The 16260-nt window shown below is 74.2% G+C and carries 11 protein-coding genes, 2 pseudogenes and 1 riboswitch; of the genes and pseudogenes, 7 read left to right on the top strand and 6 right to left on the bottom strand.

All coding sequences use genetic code 11. The features are described 5' to 3' along the window. Positions 1–104: 104 nt before the first annotated feature. Positions 105–3802 (bottom strand): annotated as a pseudogene (gene cobN, locus V2W30_RS20750) (cobaltochelatase subunit CobN). Between the two features lie 53 nt (positions 3803–3855). Next, positions 3856–3954, bottom strand: a riboswitch (cobalamin riboswitch). Positions 3955–4117: 163 nt separating this feature from the next. On the opposite strand from cobN, the gene V2W30_RS20745 reads away from it, so the two are divergent. The 3 genes from V2W30_RS20745 to V2W30_RS20735 all read left to right on the top strand — a co-directional run bounded on the left by V2W30_RS20745 (position 4118) and on the right by V2W30_RS20735 (position 7574). Next, the gene (locus tag V2W30_RS20745; RefSeq protein WP_338698586.1) at positions 4118–5311 is read left to right on the top strand and encodes a cobalamin biosynthesis protein CobG; all 1194 of its coding nucleotides are present in this window, start codon (positions 4118–4120) and stop codon (positions 5309–5311) included. Positions 5312–5421: 110 nt separating this feature from the next. Then, on the top strand, positions 5422–6078 hold the full coding sequence (locus V2W30_RS20740) for a precorrin-8X methylmutase (RefSeq protein WP_338698584.1): 657 nt from the start codon (positions 5422–5424) through the stop codon (positions 6076–6078). Beyond that, complete coding sequence (locus V2W30_RS20735) at positions 6075–7574, top strand: precorrin-2 C(20)-methyltransferase (RefSeq protein WP_338698582.1); 1500 nt, start codon at positions 6075–6077, stop codon at positions 7572–7574. Before V2W30_RS20740 ends, V2W30_RS20735 begins: the two co-directional genes overlap by 4 nt. Here V2W30_RS20735 and V2W30_RS20730 read toward each other — a convergent pair. Continuing rightward, a complete protein-coding gene (locus tag V2W30_RS20730) occupies positions 7550–8287 on the bottom strand; it encodes a cobalt-precorrin-6A reductase (protein WP_338698581.1) in 738 nt (245 codons plus the stop codon). The two genes, V2W30_RS20735 and V2W30_RS20730, sit on opposite strands and share 25 nt — an antisense overlap. Before the next feature lie 11 nt (positions 8288–8298). Between V2W30_RS20730 and V2W30_RS20725 the strand changes: the two genes are divergently transcribed. Beyond that, entirely contained in the window at positions 8299–9423 is a 1125-nt protein-coding gene (locus V2W30_RS20725; protein ID WP_338698579.1) for a cobalt-precorrin-5B (C(1))-methyltransferase, read from the top strand. 12 nt (positions 9424–9435) lie between these two features. Continuing rightward, a pseudogene (locus tag V2W30_RS20720) lies at positions 9436–9669 on the top strand (GntR family transcriptional regulator); the annotation flags it as partial. Here the strand turns inward: V2W30_RS20720 and cobM are convergent. Both cobM and cbiE read right to left on the bottom strand, forming a co-directional pair. Further along, on the bottom strand, positions 9630–10379 hold the full coding sequence (cobM, locus tag V2W30_RS20715; protein ID WP_338698577.1) for a precorrin-4 C(11)-methyltransferase: 750 nt from the start codon (positions 10377–10379) through the stop codon (positions 9630–9632). The pseudogene V2W30_RS20720 and the gene cobM sit on opposite strands and share 40 nt — an antisense overlap. Further along, positions 10376–11614, bottom strand: a complete 1239-nt coding sequence (gene cbiE / locus V2W30_RS20710) for a precorrin-6y C5,15-methyltransferase (decarboxylating) subunit CbiE (RefSeq protein ID WP_338698575.1) — start codon at positions 11612–11614, stop codon at positions 10376–10378. The genes cobM and cbiE overlap by 4 nt, the downstream gene beginning before the upstream one ends. Positions 11615–11725: 111 nt before the next feature. Here cbiE and V2W30_RS20705 point away from each other — a divergent pair, with 111 nt between their 5' ends. Further along, on the top strand, positions 11726–12136 hold the full coding sequence (locus tag V2W30_RS20705; protein ID WP_338698573.1) for a VOC family protein: 411 nt from the start codon (positions 11726–11728) through the stop codon (positions 12134–12136). Positions 12137–12237: 101 nt separating this feature from the next. Further along, positions 12238–14019, top strand: a complete 1782-nt coding sequence (locus V2W30_RS20700; RefSeq protein WP_338698571.1) for a DUF6049 family protein — start codon at positions 12238–12240, stop codon at positions 14017–14019. Between the two features lie 173 nt (positions 14020–14192). On the opposite strand, the gene V2W30_RS20695 is transcribed toward V2W30_RS20700, so the two are convergent. Further along, positions 14193–15158, bottom strand: a complete 966-nt coding sequence (locus V2W30_RS20695; RefSeq protein ID WP_338698570.1) for a S8 family peptidase — start codon at positions 15156–15158, stop codon at positions 14193–14195. A gap of 104 nt (positions 15159–15262) precedes the next feature. Continuing rightward, on the bottom strand, positions 15263–16219 hold the full coding sequence (locus tag V2W30_RS20690; RefSeq protein ID WP_338698569.1) for an IS481 family transposase: 957 nt from the start codon (positions 16217–16219) through the stop codon (positions 15263–15265). Between the last annotated feature and the right edge of the window lie 41 nt (positions 16220–16260).

Raw genomic sequence — 16260 nt, 5'->3', positions numbered from 1 at the left:
GGCGAGCGTAGCGAAGCGGGGGAGCGTGCACCGGCGGATGCACCCGCAAACCACTCGTACCGGTCAACCGGCCCTCATCGGCGCCGGTGACCGGGTCGGAGCGGCTACGCCTCCTCCTCCAGGTCGCCCTCGGTCTCCAGGTACACCTGGCGCAGGGCTTCCAGGACCTGCGGGTCCGGCTTCTCCCACATGCCGCGCGACTCGGCCTCCAGCAAGCGCTCCGCGATGCCGTGCAGGGCCCACGGGTTGGCCTCGGAGAGGAACTGCCGGTTCGTCTCGTCGAGCACGTACGTCTCGGTCAGCTTGTCGTACATCCAGTCGGCGATGACCCCGGTCGTCGCGTCGTAGCCGAACAGGTAGTCCACGGTGGCCGCCAGTTCGAAGGCCCCCTTGTAGCCGTGGCGGCGCATCGCCTCGATCCACTTGGGGTTGACGACGCGGGCGCGGAAGACGCGGGACGTCTCCTCGACGAGGGTGCGGGTGCGGACCGTCTCCGGGCGGGTGGAGTCGCCGATGTACGCCTCGGGGGCGGTGCCGCGCAGCGCGCGGACGGTCGCGACCATGCCGCCGTGGTACTGGAAGTAGTCGTCGGAGTCGGCGATGTCGTGCTCGCGGGTGTCCGTGTTCTTGGCGGCGACCGCGATGCGCTTGTAGGCCGTCTCCATCTCCGTACGGGCCTGGCGGCCGTCCAGACCGCGGCCGTACGCGTAGCCGCCCCACACCGTGTAGACCTCGGCGAGGTCGGCGTCGGTGCGCCAGTCCTTGGAGTCGATCAGCTGGAGCAGGCCCGCGCCGTACGTGCCCGGACGCGATCCGAAGATGCGGGTGGTGGCCCGGCGTTCGTCGCCGTGCTCGGCGAGGTCGGCCTGGGCGTGGGCCCGTACGTGGTTGACGTCGGCGGGCTCGTCGAGCGACGCGGCGAGCCGGACGGCGTCATCGAGCAGCCCGATGGTGTGCGGGAACGCGTCGCGGAAGAACCCGGAGATGCGCAGGGTGACGTCGATCCGGGGGCGGCCCAGCTCCTCGTACGGGATCGGCTCCAGGCCGGTGACGCGGCGCGAGGCGTCGTCCCAGACGGGGCGCACGCCGAGCAGCGCCATCGCCTCGGCGACGTCGTCGCCCGCCGTGCGCATGGCGCTGGTGCCCCACAGGGACAGGCCGACGGAGGTGGGGTAGTCGCCGTTGTCGTCCTTGTAGCGGGTCAGGAGGGACTCGGCGAGGGCCTGGCCGGTCTCCCACGCGAGGCGGGACGGGACGGCCTTCGGGTCGACCGAGTAGAAGTTCCGCCCGGTCGGCAGGACGTTGACGAGGCCGCGCAGCGGCGATCCGGACGGGCCGGCGGGCACGAAGCGTCCCTCCAACGCCCGTACGGCGTTGCCGAGTTCGTCGCCGGTGGCGTCGAGCCGCGGCACGACTTCACGAGCGGCGAAGTCAAGAATGGCGCGAACCGCCTCAAGCTCCTCCGGCGATTGAGGAGCGGGGTCCGGGGCAGAGCCCCGCGACGTGGAGTCGACGACTCCGCGCACCGCATCCGGGTCCCAGCCGGCCGCCTCCATCCCCTCGACCAGCGCCCGCGCCGCCGCCTCCGCCGCGTCCGCGTCCGTACGGGTGGCCGCCGACTCGTCCAGCCCCAGCGCCTCCCGCAGCCCCGGCAACGCCTGGTTGCCGCCCCAGATCTGCCGCGCCCGCAGAATCGCGAGGACCAGATTGACCCGGTCGGCGCCCGCCGGCGCCTGCCCGAGGACATGCAGGCCGTCCCGGATCTGGGCGTCCTTGACCTCGCACAGCCAGCCGTCGACGTGCAGCAGGAAGTCGTCGAAGCCGTCGTCGTCCGGGCGGTCCGCGAGCCCGAGGTCGTGGTCGAGCTTCGCGGCCTGGATCAGCGTCCAGATCTGGGCGCGGATCGCCGGGAGCTTCGCCGGGTCCATCGACGCGATCTGCGCGTACTCGTCGAGGAGCTGCTCCAGGCGCGCGATGTCGCCGTACGAGTCGGCGCGCGCCATCGGCGGCACGAGGTGGTCGACGAGCGTGGCGTGGACGCGCCGCTTGGCCTGGGTGCCCTCGCCCGGGTCGTTGACGAGGAACGGGTAGATCAGCGGCAGGTCGCCGAGCGCCGCGTCCGGCGCGCACGCCGCCGACAGGCCCGCGTTCTTGCCGGGCAGCCACTCCAGGTTGCCGTGCTTGCCGAGGTGGATCATCGCGTCGGCGCCGAAGCCCTGGTCGTCGGCGGCCGCGGCGATCCACCGGTAGGCCGCCAAGTAGTGGTGGGACGGCGGCAGATCGGGGTCGTGATAGATCGCGATCGGGTTCTCGCCGAAGCCGCGCGGCGGCTGGATGAGGATGAGGAGGTTCCCGCGGCGCAGGGCGGCGAGCACGATGTCGCCCTCCGGGTTGCGGGAGCGGTCCACGAACATCTCGCCGGGCGGCGGGCCCCAGTGCCGCTCGACGCTCTCCCGCAGCGCGGCGGGCAGCGTCGCGTACCAGCGGCGGTAGTCGGCGGCCGGGATGCGCACCGGGTTCCTGGCGAGCTGCTCCTCGGTCAGCCACTCCTGGTCGTGACCGCCGGCCTCGATGAGCGCGCGGATCAGCTCGTCGCCGTCCCCGGAGACAAGACCGGGGATGTCGGCGCGGTCGCCGAAGTCGTAGCCCTCGTCGATGAGGCGGTCGAGCAGCGCGACGGCGGAGGCGGGGGTGTCCAGGCCGACCGCGTTGCCGATGCGCGAGTGCTTGGTCGGGTACGCGGACAGGACGAGCGCGATCCTCTTCCCGGCGGCCGGGATGTGCCGCAGCCGCGCGTGCCGGACGGCGATCCCGGCGACGCGGGCGGCGCGCTCGGGGTCGGCGACGTACGCGGGCAGCCCGTCCTCGTCGATCTCCTTGAAGGAGAACGGGACGGTGATGAGCCGCCCGTCGAACTCGGGCACGGCGATCTGGCTCGCGGCGTCCAGCGGCGAGACGCCCTCGTCGTTCTCCTCCCAGGCGGCCCGCGACGACGTCAGGCACAGGGCCTGGAGGATCGGCACGTCGAGCTGGGTGAGGGCGCCCGCGTCCCACGACTCGTCGTCCCCGCCGGCGCTCGCCTCGGCCGGGCGGGTGCCGCCGGCCGCGAGCACGGTCGTGACGATGGCGTCGGCGGGCCGCAGCGCCTCGACCAGCTCGGGCTCGGGGCCCGCAGCGACGCCACGTACAGCGGGAGCGGGCGGGCCCCGGCGCGCTCGATCGCGTCGCACAGGGCGTGCACGAAGGCGGTGTTGCCGCTCATGTGGTGGGCGCGGTAGTAGAGCACGGCGACGGTCGGGCCCGCGGCCTCGACGGGTGTGCGCTCCAGGGCGCCCCAGCTCGGCGCGGGCGCCGGGGGCTCGAAGCCGTGGCCGGTGAGCAGCACGGTGTCGGAGAGGAAGCGGGCCAGCTGCTCCAGGTTGGCGGGGCCGCCGTGCGCGAGGTAGGCGTGCGCCTCGGCGGCGATACCGATCGGCACGGTCGACGTCGCCATCAGCTGGGCGTCGGGGGCCTGTTCACCGGTGAGGACGACCAGCGGGATCCCGGCGGCGGTCAGCCGGTCGATGCCGTCCTGCCAGGCGCGGACGCCGCCGAGGAGGCGGACGACGACGAGCGCGACGCCGTCGAGGAGCGCGGGAAGTTCGGTGTCGACGTCGATCCGGGAGGGGTTCGCGAAGCGGTAACCGACCTCGGCGCCCGCGGCGTTCGCGGCGCGGGCGCTCAGCAGGTCGGTGTCGGAGGTCGACAGGAGCAGGAGCTCACCGTGGGGCGTGGGCTGCGACTGCTGGGGCTGCTCAGGCATGCGTCGTCTGGCCTTCCTCGGGGTGTCCGCGCCCCGGGTGGTCTGGACGGCAGGAGTTCCTGACTCACCCCGTGGTGGTGTCCACGGAGTTCACAGTGGCGGGACCGCGCCGGATTCGCACCGGCTTCCTCCCCTGTCGCCGTCGCTGGCGATGTGGCGACCCGGGCTCGGGCCGCCGCGCGTTCATCGTACGGGTCGGGGTGCGAGGGCGGTACGGGACGGTGGCCGGGGTCACGGGGCCGGGCCCGCGCCCCGGCCCGGACCGTGGTCTGCGTCACGGAGGCCGGGCAGGCCCCCATGGGTATGCTCCCCGGCATGTCCCCCGCCCCCATATCCGACCGATCCCCTGGTCCGGCCGCCTCCGGCGACGCCTGTCCCGGTGCGCTGCGGCTGCACGCCGCCGACGACGGGGGACTTGCCCGGATCCGGGTCCCGGGCGGGGTGCTTCCGGTCGGCCGGGCGCGGGCGCTCGGTGCCGCGGCGGCCCGGTTCGGGGACGGCGTGGTGCGCATCACGTCGCGCGGCAACGTGGAGGTGCGCGGGCTCGACCCGGCGTGCGGCGGCGCGTTCGCGGCCGCGCTCCAGGAGGCGGGACTGCTGCCGTCGGCCGCGCACGAGCGCGTGCGCAACATCCTCGCGTCGCCCCTGTCGGGCCTCGACGACCGCGGCGCCGTGGACGTACGGCACTGGCTGCGCGACCTCGACCGGCTGCTGTGCGCGAGCCCGCGGACACCCGCGCTCAGCGGCAAGTTCCTCTTCGCCCTCGACGACGGCCGCGGCGACGTCGCGGCCCTCGGCGCCGATGTGCTCCTGCGCGGCGCGTCCGACGGCTCCGCGATGCTGCGGCTCGGCGCCGAACCGTACGCGCTGCGGATCGCGTACGAGGATGCCGCGCGGGCCGCGGTGAGCGCGGCGGAGGAGTTCGTCGAGGCGGCCGGGCACGACACGGGGCGTGGCTGGCGGGTCGCCGAACTCGACGCGCCGCCGGGCGAGTTGACGCGCCGGGTGGCGCACCGCCTGGGTCTCCCCGTCGAACCGTGCTCCACGTCCCCGATCACCGGGCCTCCTTCCCTCGGTCCCGTGACCGACGGCTCCGGCGCCGTGCGCGCCTGGTCCGTGCTGGCGCCGTTCGGTGCCGTGTCCGCCGACGCGTGGGCGGCGCTGCTCGCCGCGGCCGACGGGGAGTTGCGCCTCACCCCGTGGCGCGGGGTCGTCCTGCCCGGCGCGACCGCCGCGCGGCGGGGACAGCTCGCCCGCGCGGGCCTGGCCACCGACGACGCCTCGCCCTGGACGCGGGTGAGCGCCTGCGTCGGCAGCCCGGGGTGCGCCAAGTCCCGTACGGACGTGCGCGCTCACGCCGCCGACGCGGTCCGCACCGGCGAACTCCCCTCGTCCGGAAGCCCTTGGTACTGGTCGGGGTGCGAGCGCCGCTGCGGCCGCCCGAAGGGCCCGCACACCGACCTCGTGGCACGGGAGGACGGGACGTACGACGTGCGGCGGACCGACTGACGTACGACGGCGGGCCGTTGTCGTCTTCTTCGCCGACCCGGCCGCCGACCTCTGTGGAACCACACCAGACACCACCAGCCCCTGAGCACCCCGTGAGAGAGCCGATCCCCGTGTATGCATACGAGAAGGACGGCGCGGCGATCTACCGCGAGTCCTTTGCCACCATCCGCGCCGAGGCGGCGGACGGCCTCGCCGGTCTGCCGGCCGACGTCGCCCAGGTCGCGGTCCGCATGATCCACGCCTGCGGCCAGGTGGATCTCGTCCAGGACATCGGCCACTCGTCCGGCGTCGTGGCCGCGGCCCGCGCCGCCCTGCGCGCGGGCGCCCCGATCCTCTGCGACGCCCACATGGTCGCGAGCGGCGTCACGCGCAAGCGGCTGCCCGCCGACAACGACGTCGTGTGCACCCTGCGCGATCCCCATGTACCGGCGCTGGCAGCCGAGTTGGGGACGACCCGCAGTGCCGCCGCGCTCGAACTCTGGCGCGAGCGCCTCGACGGTTCCGTCGTCGCCATCGGCAACGCGCCCACCGCCCTGTTCCACCTCCTGGAGATGATCCGCAAGGGCGCCCCGCGTCCGGCGGCCGTCCTCGGCATACCCGTCGGCTTCGTCGGCGCGGCCGAGTCCAAGGACGCCCTGGCCGCGGACGCGGCCGAGCTGGGCCTGGAGTACCTCGTCGTACGGGGCCGGCGCGGCGGCAGCGCCATCACGGCGGCCGCCCTCAACGCCATCGCCACCGAGGCCGAGATCCTGGAGGACCGCGCATGAGCGGCAAGCTGTACGGGGTCGGGCTCGGCCCCGGCGACCCGAACCTGATGACGGTCGCCGCGGTGAAGGCCATCGCCGAGGCGGACGTGATCGCGTACCACTGCGCCCGGCACGGCCGGTCCATCGCCCGCTCGATCGCCGCGGAGCACATCCGCGAGGAGCAGATCGAGGAGCGGCTGATGTACCCGCTCACCGTCGAGACCACGGATCACCCCGGCGGCTACCGCGGGGCGCTCGACGACTTCTACGCCGAGGCCGCCGCGACGCTCGCCGCGCACCTCGACGCGGGCCGCACGGTCGCCGTCCTCGCCGAGGGCGACCCGCTGTTCTACGGCTCGTACCAGCACATGCACAAGCGCCTCGCGGACCGCTACGACACCACGGTCATCCCCGGCGTCACCTCGATCAGCGCGGCGGCGGCCCGGCTCGGAGAGCCGCTCTGCGAGGACAAGGAGACGCTGACGATCATCCCGGGCACGCTGCCCGAGGACGAGCTGACGGCGCGGATCGCCGCCGCCGACTCCGCGGTCGTCATGAAGATGGGCCGTACGTTCCCCAAGGTCCGCGCGGCGCTGGAGCGTTCGGGCCGGCTGGACGACGCGCGGTACGTCGAGCGGGCCTTCATGGCGGGCGAGCGCACCGGCGCTCTCGCCGACGTCGACCCGGACTCGGTCCCGTACTTCTCGGTCGCCGTCCTGCCGTCGCGGATCGACGCGGCACCGGCGCAGGCGCCCGGCCGCGGGGAGGTCGTGGTCGTCGGCACCGGGCCCGCGGGCGCGCCGTGGCTGACGCCGGAGTCGCGCGGCGCCCTCGCCAACGCCGACGTCCTCGTCGGCTACACCACCTACCTCGACCGGGTGCCGGTCCGGCCCGGCCAGGTGCGCCACGGCTCGGACAACAAGGTCGAGTCGGAGCGCGCCGAGTTCGCCCTCGACCTGGCCCGGCGCGGTCACCGCGTCGCGGTGGTCTCCGGCGGCGACCCGGGCGTCTTCGCGATGGCGACGGCCGTCCTCGAAGTGGCCTGCGAGGACCGGTACACGGACCTTCCCGTACGGGTCCTGCCGGGCGTGACCGCCGCCAACGCGGCGGCGGCGAAGGCGGGCGCCCCGCTCGGCCACGACTACGCCACGATCTCCCTCTCCGACCGGCTCAAGCCGTGGGAGGTCATCGCGGAGCGGCTGCGCGCGGCCGCGGCGGCGGACCTGGTCCTCGCGCTGTACAACCCGGGGTCGCGCAGCCGCACCTGGCAGGTCGGCAAGGCCCGCGAACTCCTCCTCGAACTGCGGCTGCCCGACACCCCGGTCGTCCTGGCCCGCGACGTCGGCGGGCCCGAGGAGTCGGTGCGTGTGGTGAAGCTGGCCGACCTCGACCCGGCCGTCGTCGACATGCGCACGCTCCTGATCGTGGGCTCGTCGCAGACGCGGGCCGTGGCGCGGGGCGACGGGCGGACGATCGCGTGGACGTCGCGCCGCTACCCGGAGACGACCGGCTCCTGAACCCAGGCCACCGCCTCCTCGACGGTGGCGGCCACGGGCACGCCCTCCGGCACCGGCGGCCGCCGCACCACGACCACCGGGAGGCCCGCCTCCCGGGCGGCGGTCAGCTTCGGGGCGGTGGCCGCGCCCCCGCTGTCCTTCGTCACCAGCACATCGATCCGGTGCCGGGCGATGACCTCCCGCTCTCCGTCCAGCGTGAACGGGCCCCGGTCGAGGAGCACCGCCATGCGCGGCGGGAACGGCGGCTCCGGCGCGTCGACGGACCGGACGAGGAAGAAGGCGTCGTCGACCCCGGCGAACGCGGCGAGGCCCATCCGCCCGGTCGTCAGGAAGACCCGCCCGGCGCCGGACACGGCCCGCGCCGCCTCGTCCAGGGACGCCACCTCCCGCCAGTCGTCGCCGTCCCCCGGCACCCAGCCGGGCCGGCGCAGCGCCAGCAGGGGAACATGGGCGGTGGCGGCGGCCCGCGCCGCGTTGAAACTGATCGTCTCCGCGAAGGGATGGGTGGCATCGATGACCGCGTCCACCGCGTGCTCACGCACCCACGCCGCCATCCCCTCGGCCCCGCCGAACCCGCCGATCCGCACCTCGCCGGGCGGCAGCCGGGGCGCGGCGACGCGGCCCGCGAGGGAACTCGTCACCCGGACGCGGGGATGCAGCACCTCGGCGAGCCGCCGGGCCTCGGTGGTACCGCCGAGAACGAGAACGTGCATCGGAGTGCTCCATGACTTCCACGAGTGAGCCGAAAGGGGGGCGCGGCGCCCAACTCAAGCACACCGGTCTGCGCCCCGGCTGGACGACCGGCGCCTGTGCGACGGCCGCGACGACGGCCGCGTACACGGCGCTCCTGACCGGCGACTTCCCCGACCCGGTGACCATCACGCTGCCCAAGGGGCAGACCCCGTCGTTCGCGCTCGCGGTCGAGTCGCGGGACGCGGGGTCCGCCACGGCCGGGGTGGTCAAGGACGCGGGCGACGACCCGGACGTCACGCACGGCGCGCTCGTCCGGTCCACGGTGCGCGCGCTGCCGCCCGGCTCGGGGGTGGTGTTCCGCGCGGGGCCCGGCGTCGGCACGGTCACCCGTCCGGGCCTGCCCCTCCCGGTCGGCGAACCGGCGATCAACCCGGTCCCGCGCGAGATGATCCGCGCACACGTGGCGCGGGTCGCGGCGGCGCACGGCGGCAGCGGCGACGTCGAGGTGACGCTCTCCATCGACCACGGCGAGGAGATCGCCCGCTCCACCTGGAACCCCCGCCTGGGCATCCTCGGCGGCCTCTCCGTCCTCGGCACGACGGGCATCGTCGTCCCCTATTCGTGCTCGGCGTGGATCGACTCGATCCGCCGGGGCGTCGACGTGGCACGGGCGGCGGGCCGCACCCATGTGGCGGGCTGCACCGGATCGACGTCCGAGAAGACGGTCGTGCGCGAACACGCCCTGCCCGAGGACGCGTTGCTCGACATGGGCGACTTCGCGGGGGCCGTCCTCAAGTACATCCGCCGCCACCCCGTCGACCGCCTCACGCTCTGCGGCGGCTTCGCGAAACTCTCCAAACTGGCGGCGGGCCACCTCGACCTCCACTCCGGCCGCTCCCAGGTCGACAAGACCTTCCTCGCCGAACTGGCCCGCAGGGGCGGTGCGTCGCGGGAGCTGGCTGCCGAGGTCGCGGCGGCCAACACGGGCCTCGCGGCACTCCAGTTGTGCACCGCGGCCGGTGTCCCCCTCGGCGACCTGGTGGCCGAGGAGGCCCGCGACCAGGCCCTCCTCGTCCTGCGCGGGGCGCCGGTGGCGGTGGACGTGATCTGCATCGACCGGGCGGGGGATGTGGTGGGGCGCAGCGGGATCCGGTGAGACGGCCTCAACATCCCCTGCGAGAACGCCACGGCTGAGGAGTACGGCGTGGCCCGGCGGACGGCCCGACGTGCCGCACAGGAGCTCCGCGAACGCGGCCTCATCGTCACCGTGCGCGGCAAGGGCTCCTTCGTCGCCGAGGAGTCATGTGGGTGGTGCACGCCGGACACCGGTCGACCGTCGACGACACCTGAGGACCGGTCGGTTCAACAGGCGTGCCGGTCCCGTTCCGTCGAGTACAAGTGACTGTCGCGGAACTGGGACGCCGCCAGGGTGCGGCCGACCAGGATCACCGCCGTGCGGAGCACCCCGGCCGCTTTGACCTGGTCCGCGATGTCGCCGAGCGTGCCGCGCAGGACGAGTTCGTCCTCGCGGCTGGCGTACGCGACGACCGCCGCCGGGCAGTCCGCGCCGTAGTGCGGGGTCAGCTCCGCCACGATCCGGTCGACGTAGCGCGCGCCGAGGTGCAGGACCAGGAGGGCGCCGCTCGCGCCGAGCGTGGCGAGGTCCTCGCCGGGCGGCATGGGCGTGGCCTGCTGGGCGATGCGGGTGAGGATGACCGTCTGGCCGACCGTCGGGATCGTCAGTTCGCGCTTGAGGGCCGCCGCCGCCGCCGCGAACGCGGGGACGCCGGGGACGACCTCGTACGGGATGCCGTGCGCGTCGAGGCGGCGCATCTGTTCCGCGACGGCGGAGAAGACGGACGGGTCGCCGGAGTGCAGGCGCGCCACGTCGAGACCCGCCTCGTGCGCCGCGACCAGCTCGCGCTCGATGGCGTCCAGGTCCAGGTTCGCCGTGTCGATCAGGCGGGCGTCCGGCGGGCACTCGGCGAGGAGCTCGCGCGGGACGAGCGAACCCGCGTAGAGGCACACCTGGCAGGACGCGAGGGTGCGCGCGCCGCGCACGGTGATCAGGTCGGCGGCGCCGGGGCCCGCTCCGATGAAGTGGACGGTCATCGTTCCTCAGCCTCAGTTCTCGTTACGGACCATTGCGTGACCGGCATCGCCTGCCGCCATCCCGTGAAGCCGCCGACCGGCACCGCGTGCGCGACGGAGAGCTTCGTCAGGTCGCCGCCGTGGCGGCGGTACCAGGTGGTGAGCAGCGCCTCGGATTCGAGCGTGACGGTGTTGGCGACCAGGCGGCCGCCCGGAGCCAGCGCGTCCCAGCAGGCGTCCAGGAGACCGGGGACCGTGAGCCCGCCGCCGATGAACACCGCGTCGGGGGAGGGGAGTCGGGCCAGTGCGGCGGGGGCCGCGCCGGTCACCACGGTGAGGCCGGGGACGCCGAGGCGCGCCGCGTTGCGCGCGATGCGGTCCGCGCGCTCCGGGGACCGCTCGACGGCAACGGCGCGGCACGACGGGTGCGTGCGCATCCACTCGACGCCGATCGAGCCCGAGCCGCCGCCCACGTCCCACAGGAGTTCGCCGGGGGCGGGTGCGAGCGCGGCGAGGGTCGCGGCGCGGATGTGACGCTTGGTGAGCTGGCCGTCGTGCTCGTACGCGGCGTCGGGCAGGCCGGGGACGGCGCCCAGGCGCAGGGCGTCGGGGGCGCGGCGGCAGTCGACCGCGACGACGTTCAGGGGGTCGCCGGGGGCGGCCTTCCAGTCCCGCGCCACCCCGTCGTACGCCGCTTCGGCCTCCGCGCCGAGCTGTTCGAGGACCGTCATCCGGCTGGGCCCGAAGCCGCGGTCGGTGAGCAGCGCCGCGATCTCGGCGGGGGTGTCCGCGCCCGCCGACAGGACGAGGACCCGGCGGCCGTCGTGCAGCGCGGCGGCGAGCCGGTCCACGGGCCGGCCGACCGCCGTGACGACCTCGGTGTCCTCCAGGGGCCAGCCGAGACGGGCGCAGGCGTAGGAGACGGAGGAGGGGTGGGGCAGGACGTGGACCACGTCGGCGCCCGCCGTCTCGACGAGGGTGCGGCCGATGCCGTAGAACATCGGGTCGCCGCTGGCCAGGACCGCGATCCGGCGTCCCGCGTGCGCGGCGAGCAGGCCCGGTACGGCGGGGCGCAGCGGCGTCGGCCACGGGACGCGTGCGCCCGCGCAGTCCGCGGGCAGCAGCGCGAGCTGGCGCGGTCCGCCGAGCACGACGTCCGCGGCGACGAGGACCGTACGGGAGGACTCCGGCAGCCCCGGCCAGCCGTCCGCGCCGATCCCGACGACGGACACCACGGGCGTGTTCTCGGGAGTCACTGCCTGGTACCTCGTACGTGGTGCGTCATGCTCGGGAGGGTTACGTGAAGTCACGGGAGCCGCACTCTATCGGGCGACATCGGCTCCCCCGCCGACGCCCCTGGAGCGCCGATGCCCCGCACCCCTCTCACCGGCCGCCTCGCCCCGATCATGCCGAGCCGCGACCTGGCGAGCACGATCTCCTTCTACGCCGGCCTCGGCTTCACCGTCGACGGTCACTATCCGGGCGACGGCTATCTGATCCTCGTACGCGACGAGGCCGAACTGCACTTCTTCCAGGCTCCCGGCACCGACCCCCTGAGCACCGCGCACGCCGTGTACCTGCACCTGGACGGCGGGGCGCACGTCGTCGACGCCGTGCACGCCGAGTGGCTCGGCACCGGCCTGAGCGAGGACCCGTACGCGACGCCGCGGCTCGTCGAACCCGACGACACGGTGTACGGGATGCGGGAGTTCGCGCTCGTCGACCCCGACGGGAACCTGCTGCGGGTCGGATCGGTCCTGGAGGCCGTCGAGGGGTGACGCCGACGCGCCGCCGGGCCGCGCGGTCCCCTCGGCGGCCGCCCGCACGGTGTTACCTCAAAGGCGGGTGACACCGATCGGATCGGAAGGTACGGGACGACATGACGGGATACAGGGCGGCGCGGGCCTGGGTCGTGTCCGCCATGGTGCTGGGGGCGTCGGCGCTGCCGGGCACGGGGGCTCGGGCGGCGGACGGCGACCCCGTGCACGCGGCCGTCGTGTGGCCGGTGACCGCGACCCCGCACATGACGGCGGCGGCCCTCGGCTCGGGGTCCGGCGCGCAGGCGGTCCTCGACGACGACACGCTCGCCGATCTGTTCGCGGACGGCGGGCGGCTGCGCGAGGTCGTCGACGCGGGCAAGGGCCGCGAGGTCAGCTGGGTCCTCGACCCGGATCTGGTGATCACCGCGCAGGCCATGGCGAACGGCTACCGCGTCGCCGGCGGCGACGGCTCCAGCAACCCGCAGAACAGCACCCAGGGCACCGGGCAGAGCGCGGCGCGGTCCTGGCTCGCCGCCCTCAAGGACGCCGTCGAGGGCCGTGACGTCTGGCTGCTCCCGTACGCGGACACGGACATCGCCTCGCTCGCCCACCACCCCTCCGGCGACACCGACGATCTGACGGAGGTCGTCGCGGGGCTCGCGGACGGGGCGAAGGAACGGGTCGACCGGATCCTCGGCACCGGCACCCGGACCGGGCTCGGCTGGCCGGCGGACGGCGCGCTCGACTCCCGGGTGACGGCGCTGGGAGCGAAGTTGGGCATGACGCGGGTCCTCGCCTCGGGGCCGGGGCTCACTCCGGCCGACGGCGACCCGGTGACGCTGGGCGGCGACGACGCGCCGCTGACCGCGCTGCCGTACGACGCGGACCTCACGACGGCGCTGGCCCGGATCGAGGACCCGGACGAGACGGCGTCCCCGTCGGCGTCGGCCTCCGCCACCGGGTCCGCCACGGCCTCCCCGTCGCCGTCCCCGAGCGGCTCCGGTGACGCGGACCCCGACGACACCCCCGACCCCGACACCGTGACCCGGCTCGCCACCCTCCTCAAGGACACCACCCGCCCCGTCCTCGTACCGCCCCGCGACCTGTCCGGCACCGCGGCGAACGCGCTCGGCGCCGCGCTCGACTCCGGCACCGAGGAGGGCTGGCTGGACCTGGAGGGCATCAGGACCGCCGACAACGACCCGGTGGCGGGCGAGGCCGGCGCGGCCTCCGCCTCTCCGGCGCGCCTGCGCTCCACGGAACTGACCTCCGCCCAGCTCACGGACGTGGCCGGGAGTCTGGACGGACTCGCGACCCTCTCGAAGGTGCTCGCCGACCCGAAGACGACCACGGCGTCCGTGCACGCGGCGATGGCGCGCGCCCTGTCGACGGCCTGGCGGAGCCGGGACGACGCGGCGCAGGAGGCGTTCCAGGAGCGCACGACCGACTTCCTGGACACGTCCATGGAGTCGCTGCGGCTCGTCCCGAAGACGACCGTCACCCTCACCTCGGGCGACGCGACGATCCCGGTGACCGTCGACAACGGCCTCCAGCAGCAGGTCTCCGGCCTCGAACTGCGGCTCACCTCCAGCGACTCGGAGCGCCTGAAGGTCAACGACCCGGAGCTCTCCGTGGAGGCGGCCGGGTCCGCGAGCCACACCGCCCCCATCGGCGTCACCGCCAAGGCCAACGGCAAGGCGGAGCTCACGGCGCAGCTCTACACGACGAGCGACGGGAAGCCGTGGGGCGACCCGATGACGTTCGAGGTCGACGTCACGTCGGTGTCGTCCGGGGCGATCGCGGTGGTGGCGGCGGGGGTCGGACTGATCGTGCTGGCGGCCGCGTTCCGGATGCGGCGGGTGCGCAGGCGGCGGGGGCCCGAGGAGCCCCCGCAGGAGTGACGTCGTTCAGTCGTCCTCGGCACCTCGGGCACCCTGGTCGTCTCGGCCGTCCTCGGGTGCCCTGGTCGTCTCGGCCGTCCTTGGGTGCCCTGGTCGTCTCGGCCGTCCTCGGCCGTCTCGACCGTCCTCCGCCGTCCTTGGTCGTCTCGGCCGTCTCGGCCGTCCTTGGTGGCCTAGTCGTCCTTGTCGTCCGCCTTCTTCACGGCCGCTTCGGCGTCCACGATGCCCAGGCCCAGCTTGGAGAGCTTCTTCGGGTTGGTGGCGGTCTCGCGGATCGTCGCCATGATGTCGTCCGGGTTCAGGCCCTCGTCGTGCAGGAGCGCGGCGAGCGCGGACACGTAGGGCGCGGCCATCGAGGTGCCGGACAGCTCGCCGTACCCGGAGGTGTCCTTCAGCGTCTCCTTCGTCCGGTACGTGGGGAGCGTCGAGAGGATGCCGTCGCCGGGGGCCGAGACCGCCTGCTCCGCACCGAAGTTGGAGAAGCTCGCCGCCGTGCCCTGCCGGGTGCTCGCGCCGACCACGAGGACCGGCGTCTCGACCTTGTACGGCTGGGTGTCGGCGCCGTCGTTGCCCGCGGCCGCGACGACGACCGCGCCCTTGTCGTGGGCGTGCTGGATGGCCTGGTTGAGGATGCCGCCCTGGAGCAGCTTCGTCATCAGTTCGCCCTCGCCGAGGGAGAGGTTGATGACGTCGGCGCCGTGGTCGGCGGCCCAGACGATGCCCTTGGTGATGTTGCCGTTGGAGCCCGAGCCGTCGGCGCCGAGCACGCGGACCGGCATGATCTTCGCGCCGGGGGCGCCGCCCGCGATGCCGACGCCGTTGTCGGTGTGGGCGGCGGCGATGCCGGAGACGTGCGTGCCGTGGCCGTTCAGGTCCTTGGGCTCGTCGTCGTTGTCCACGAAGTCGTAGCCGTCGACGAAGCGGCCCTTGAGGTCCGGGTGGTCGAGGTCGGCGCCGGTGTCGACGACCGCGATGACGGTGTCGTCGCCCTTCGACGTGTCCCAGGCGTCCGGCAACGCGATCGCGTCCAGGGCCCATTGGTCGTCCCGCATGGGATCGGGCTTGCTGTCGTCCCCGCAGGCGGTGGCGAGGAGGAGGGTGGCGACGGTCGCGGCGACGAACGGAGTACGGATGCGCATGGTTCGAGCCTGGGGGCGGGGACGGCGTCACGCATGTGGGGGCGGGCCGGGTGGGCTACCCGGGCGGCCCGCCCGGGTCCGCGCCACGACCCGCCGGACAGGCCCTAGTTGTATTGACCCGCAGGGTTGTTGACGCGGGTGATGGGTGGCTGGCCGCCGAGTGCGGTGTGGCTGCGGTGGTGGTTGTAGGTGTGCAGGAAGTCTGCCAGGGCCGCGGTGCGTTCGTCGTTTGAGGTGTAGAGCCGCAGGTAGGCCCATTCCTCGAGCAGGGTGCGGTTGAAGCGTTCGACCTTGCCGTTGGTCTGGGGCCGGTAGGCGCGGGTGAGCTTGCCACTCGCGCCGAGTTCGGCCAGGACGTTCTTCCAGGCCAGGCCCTTGCGGTAGGCCCAGGCGTTGTCCGTCAGCACGCGTTCGATGCGGGTGATGCCCATCTCGGCGAAGAACGCGGCCGCGCGGGTGAGGAAGGCCGCGCAGGTCGCGGCCTTCTCGTCCGGGTGGATCTCGCTGTAGGCGAGGCGGGAGTGGTCGTCGACGGCCGAGTGGATGTAGTCGTAACCCATGTTGTTGCGGGTGACGCGGCCGGCCTGGCGGCCCAGGGCCTTGTGGCCGCCGCCGTCGGGAATCCGGCCGAGTTTCTTCACGTCGATGTGGATCAGTTCGCCGGGCCGGTCGCGTTCGTAACGGCGGATCACGGTGCCGGTCGGCCGGTCGATCCAGGACAGCCGGTTCAGCCGGTGGCGGGTCAGAACGCGGTGCACGGTCGAGGCGGGCAGTCCCAGGATCGGGCCGATCCGGGCCGGCCCGAGCTTGCGGTCGGTCCGCAGCCGGCAGACGTCGGCCTCGATACTCGCCGGGGTCCGATGCGGTGTCGTCAAAGGCCTGCTGGAGCGGTCGGCCAGGCCCGCCCCGCCCTCGGCTCGCCACCGCCGGAGCCATTTATGGGCGGTCGCCCGCGAGATGCCCATCTCGGCGGCGACATGGGCGACGGGACGGCCGGACGCGACACGTTCGACCAGCAGGCGCCTGCCGTGCACGGTCAGCCGGGCATTACGGTGGGACACGAAGACCTCCGTGTGGTGCAGTCCTAGACAGCTCCACCACA

The sequence above is a fragment of the Streptomyces sp. Q6 genome, assembly GCF_036967205.1.
Classification (GTDB): domain Bacteria; phylum Actinomycetota; class Actinomycetes; order Streptomycetales; family Streptomycetaceae; genus Streptomyces; species Streptomyces citrinus.
Note: the sequence above shows the minus strand (reverse complement) of the source record. Positions and strands in the feature narration are given on the sequence as shown.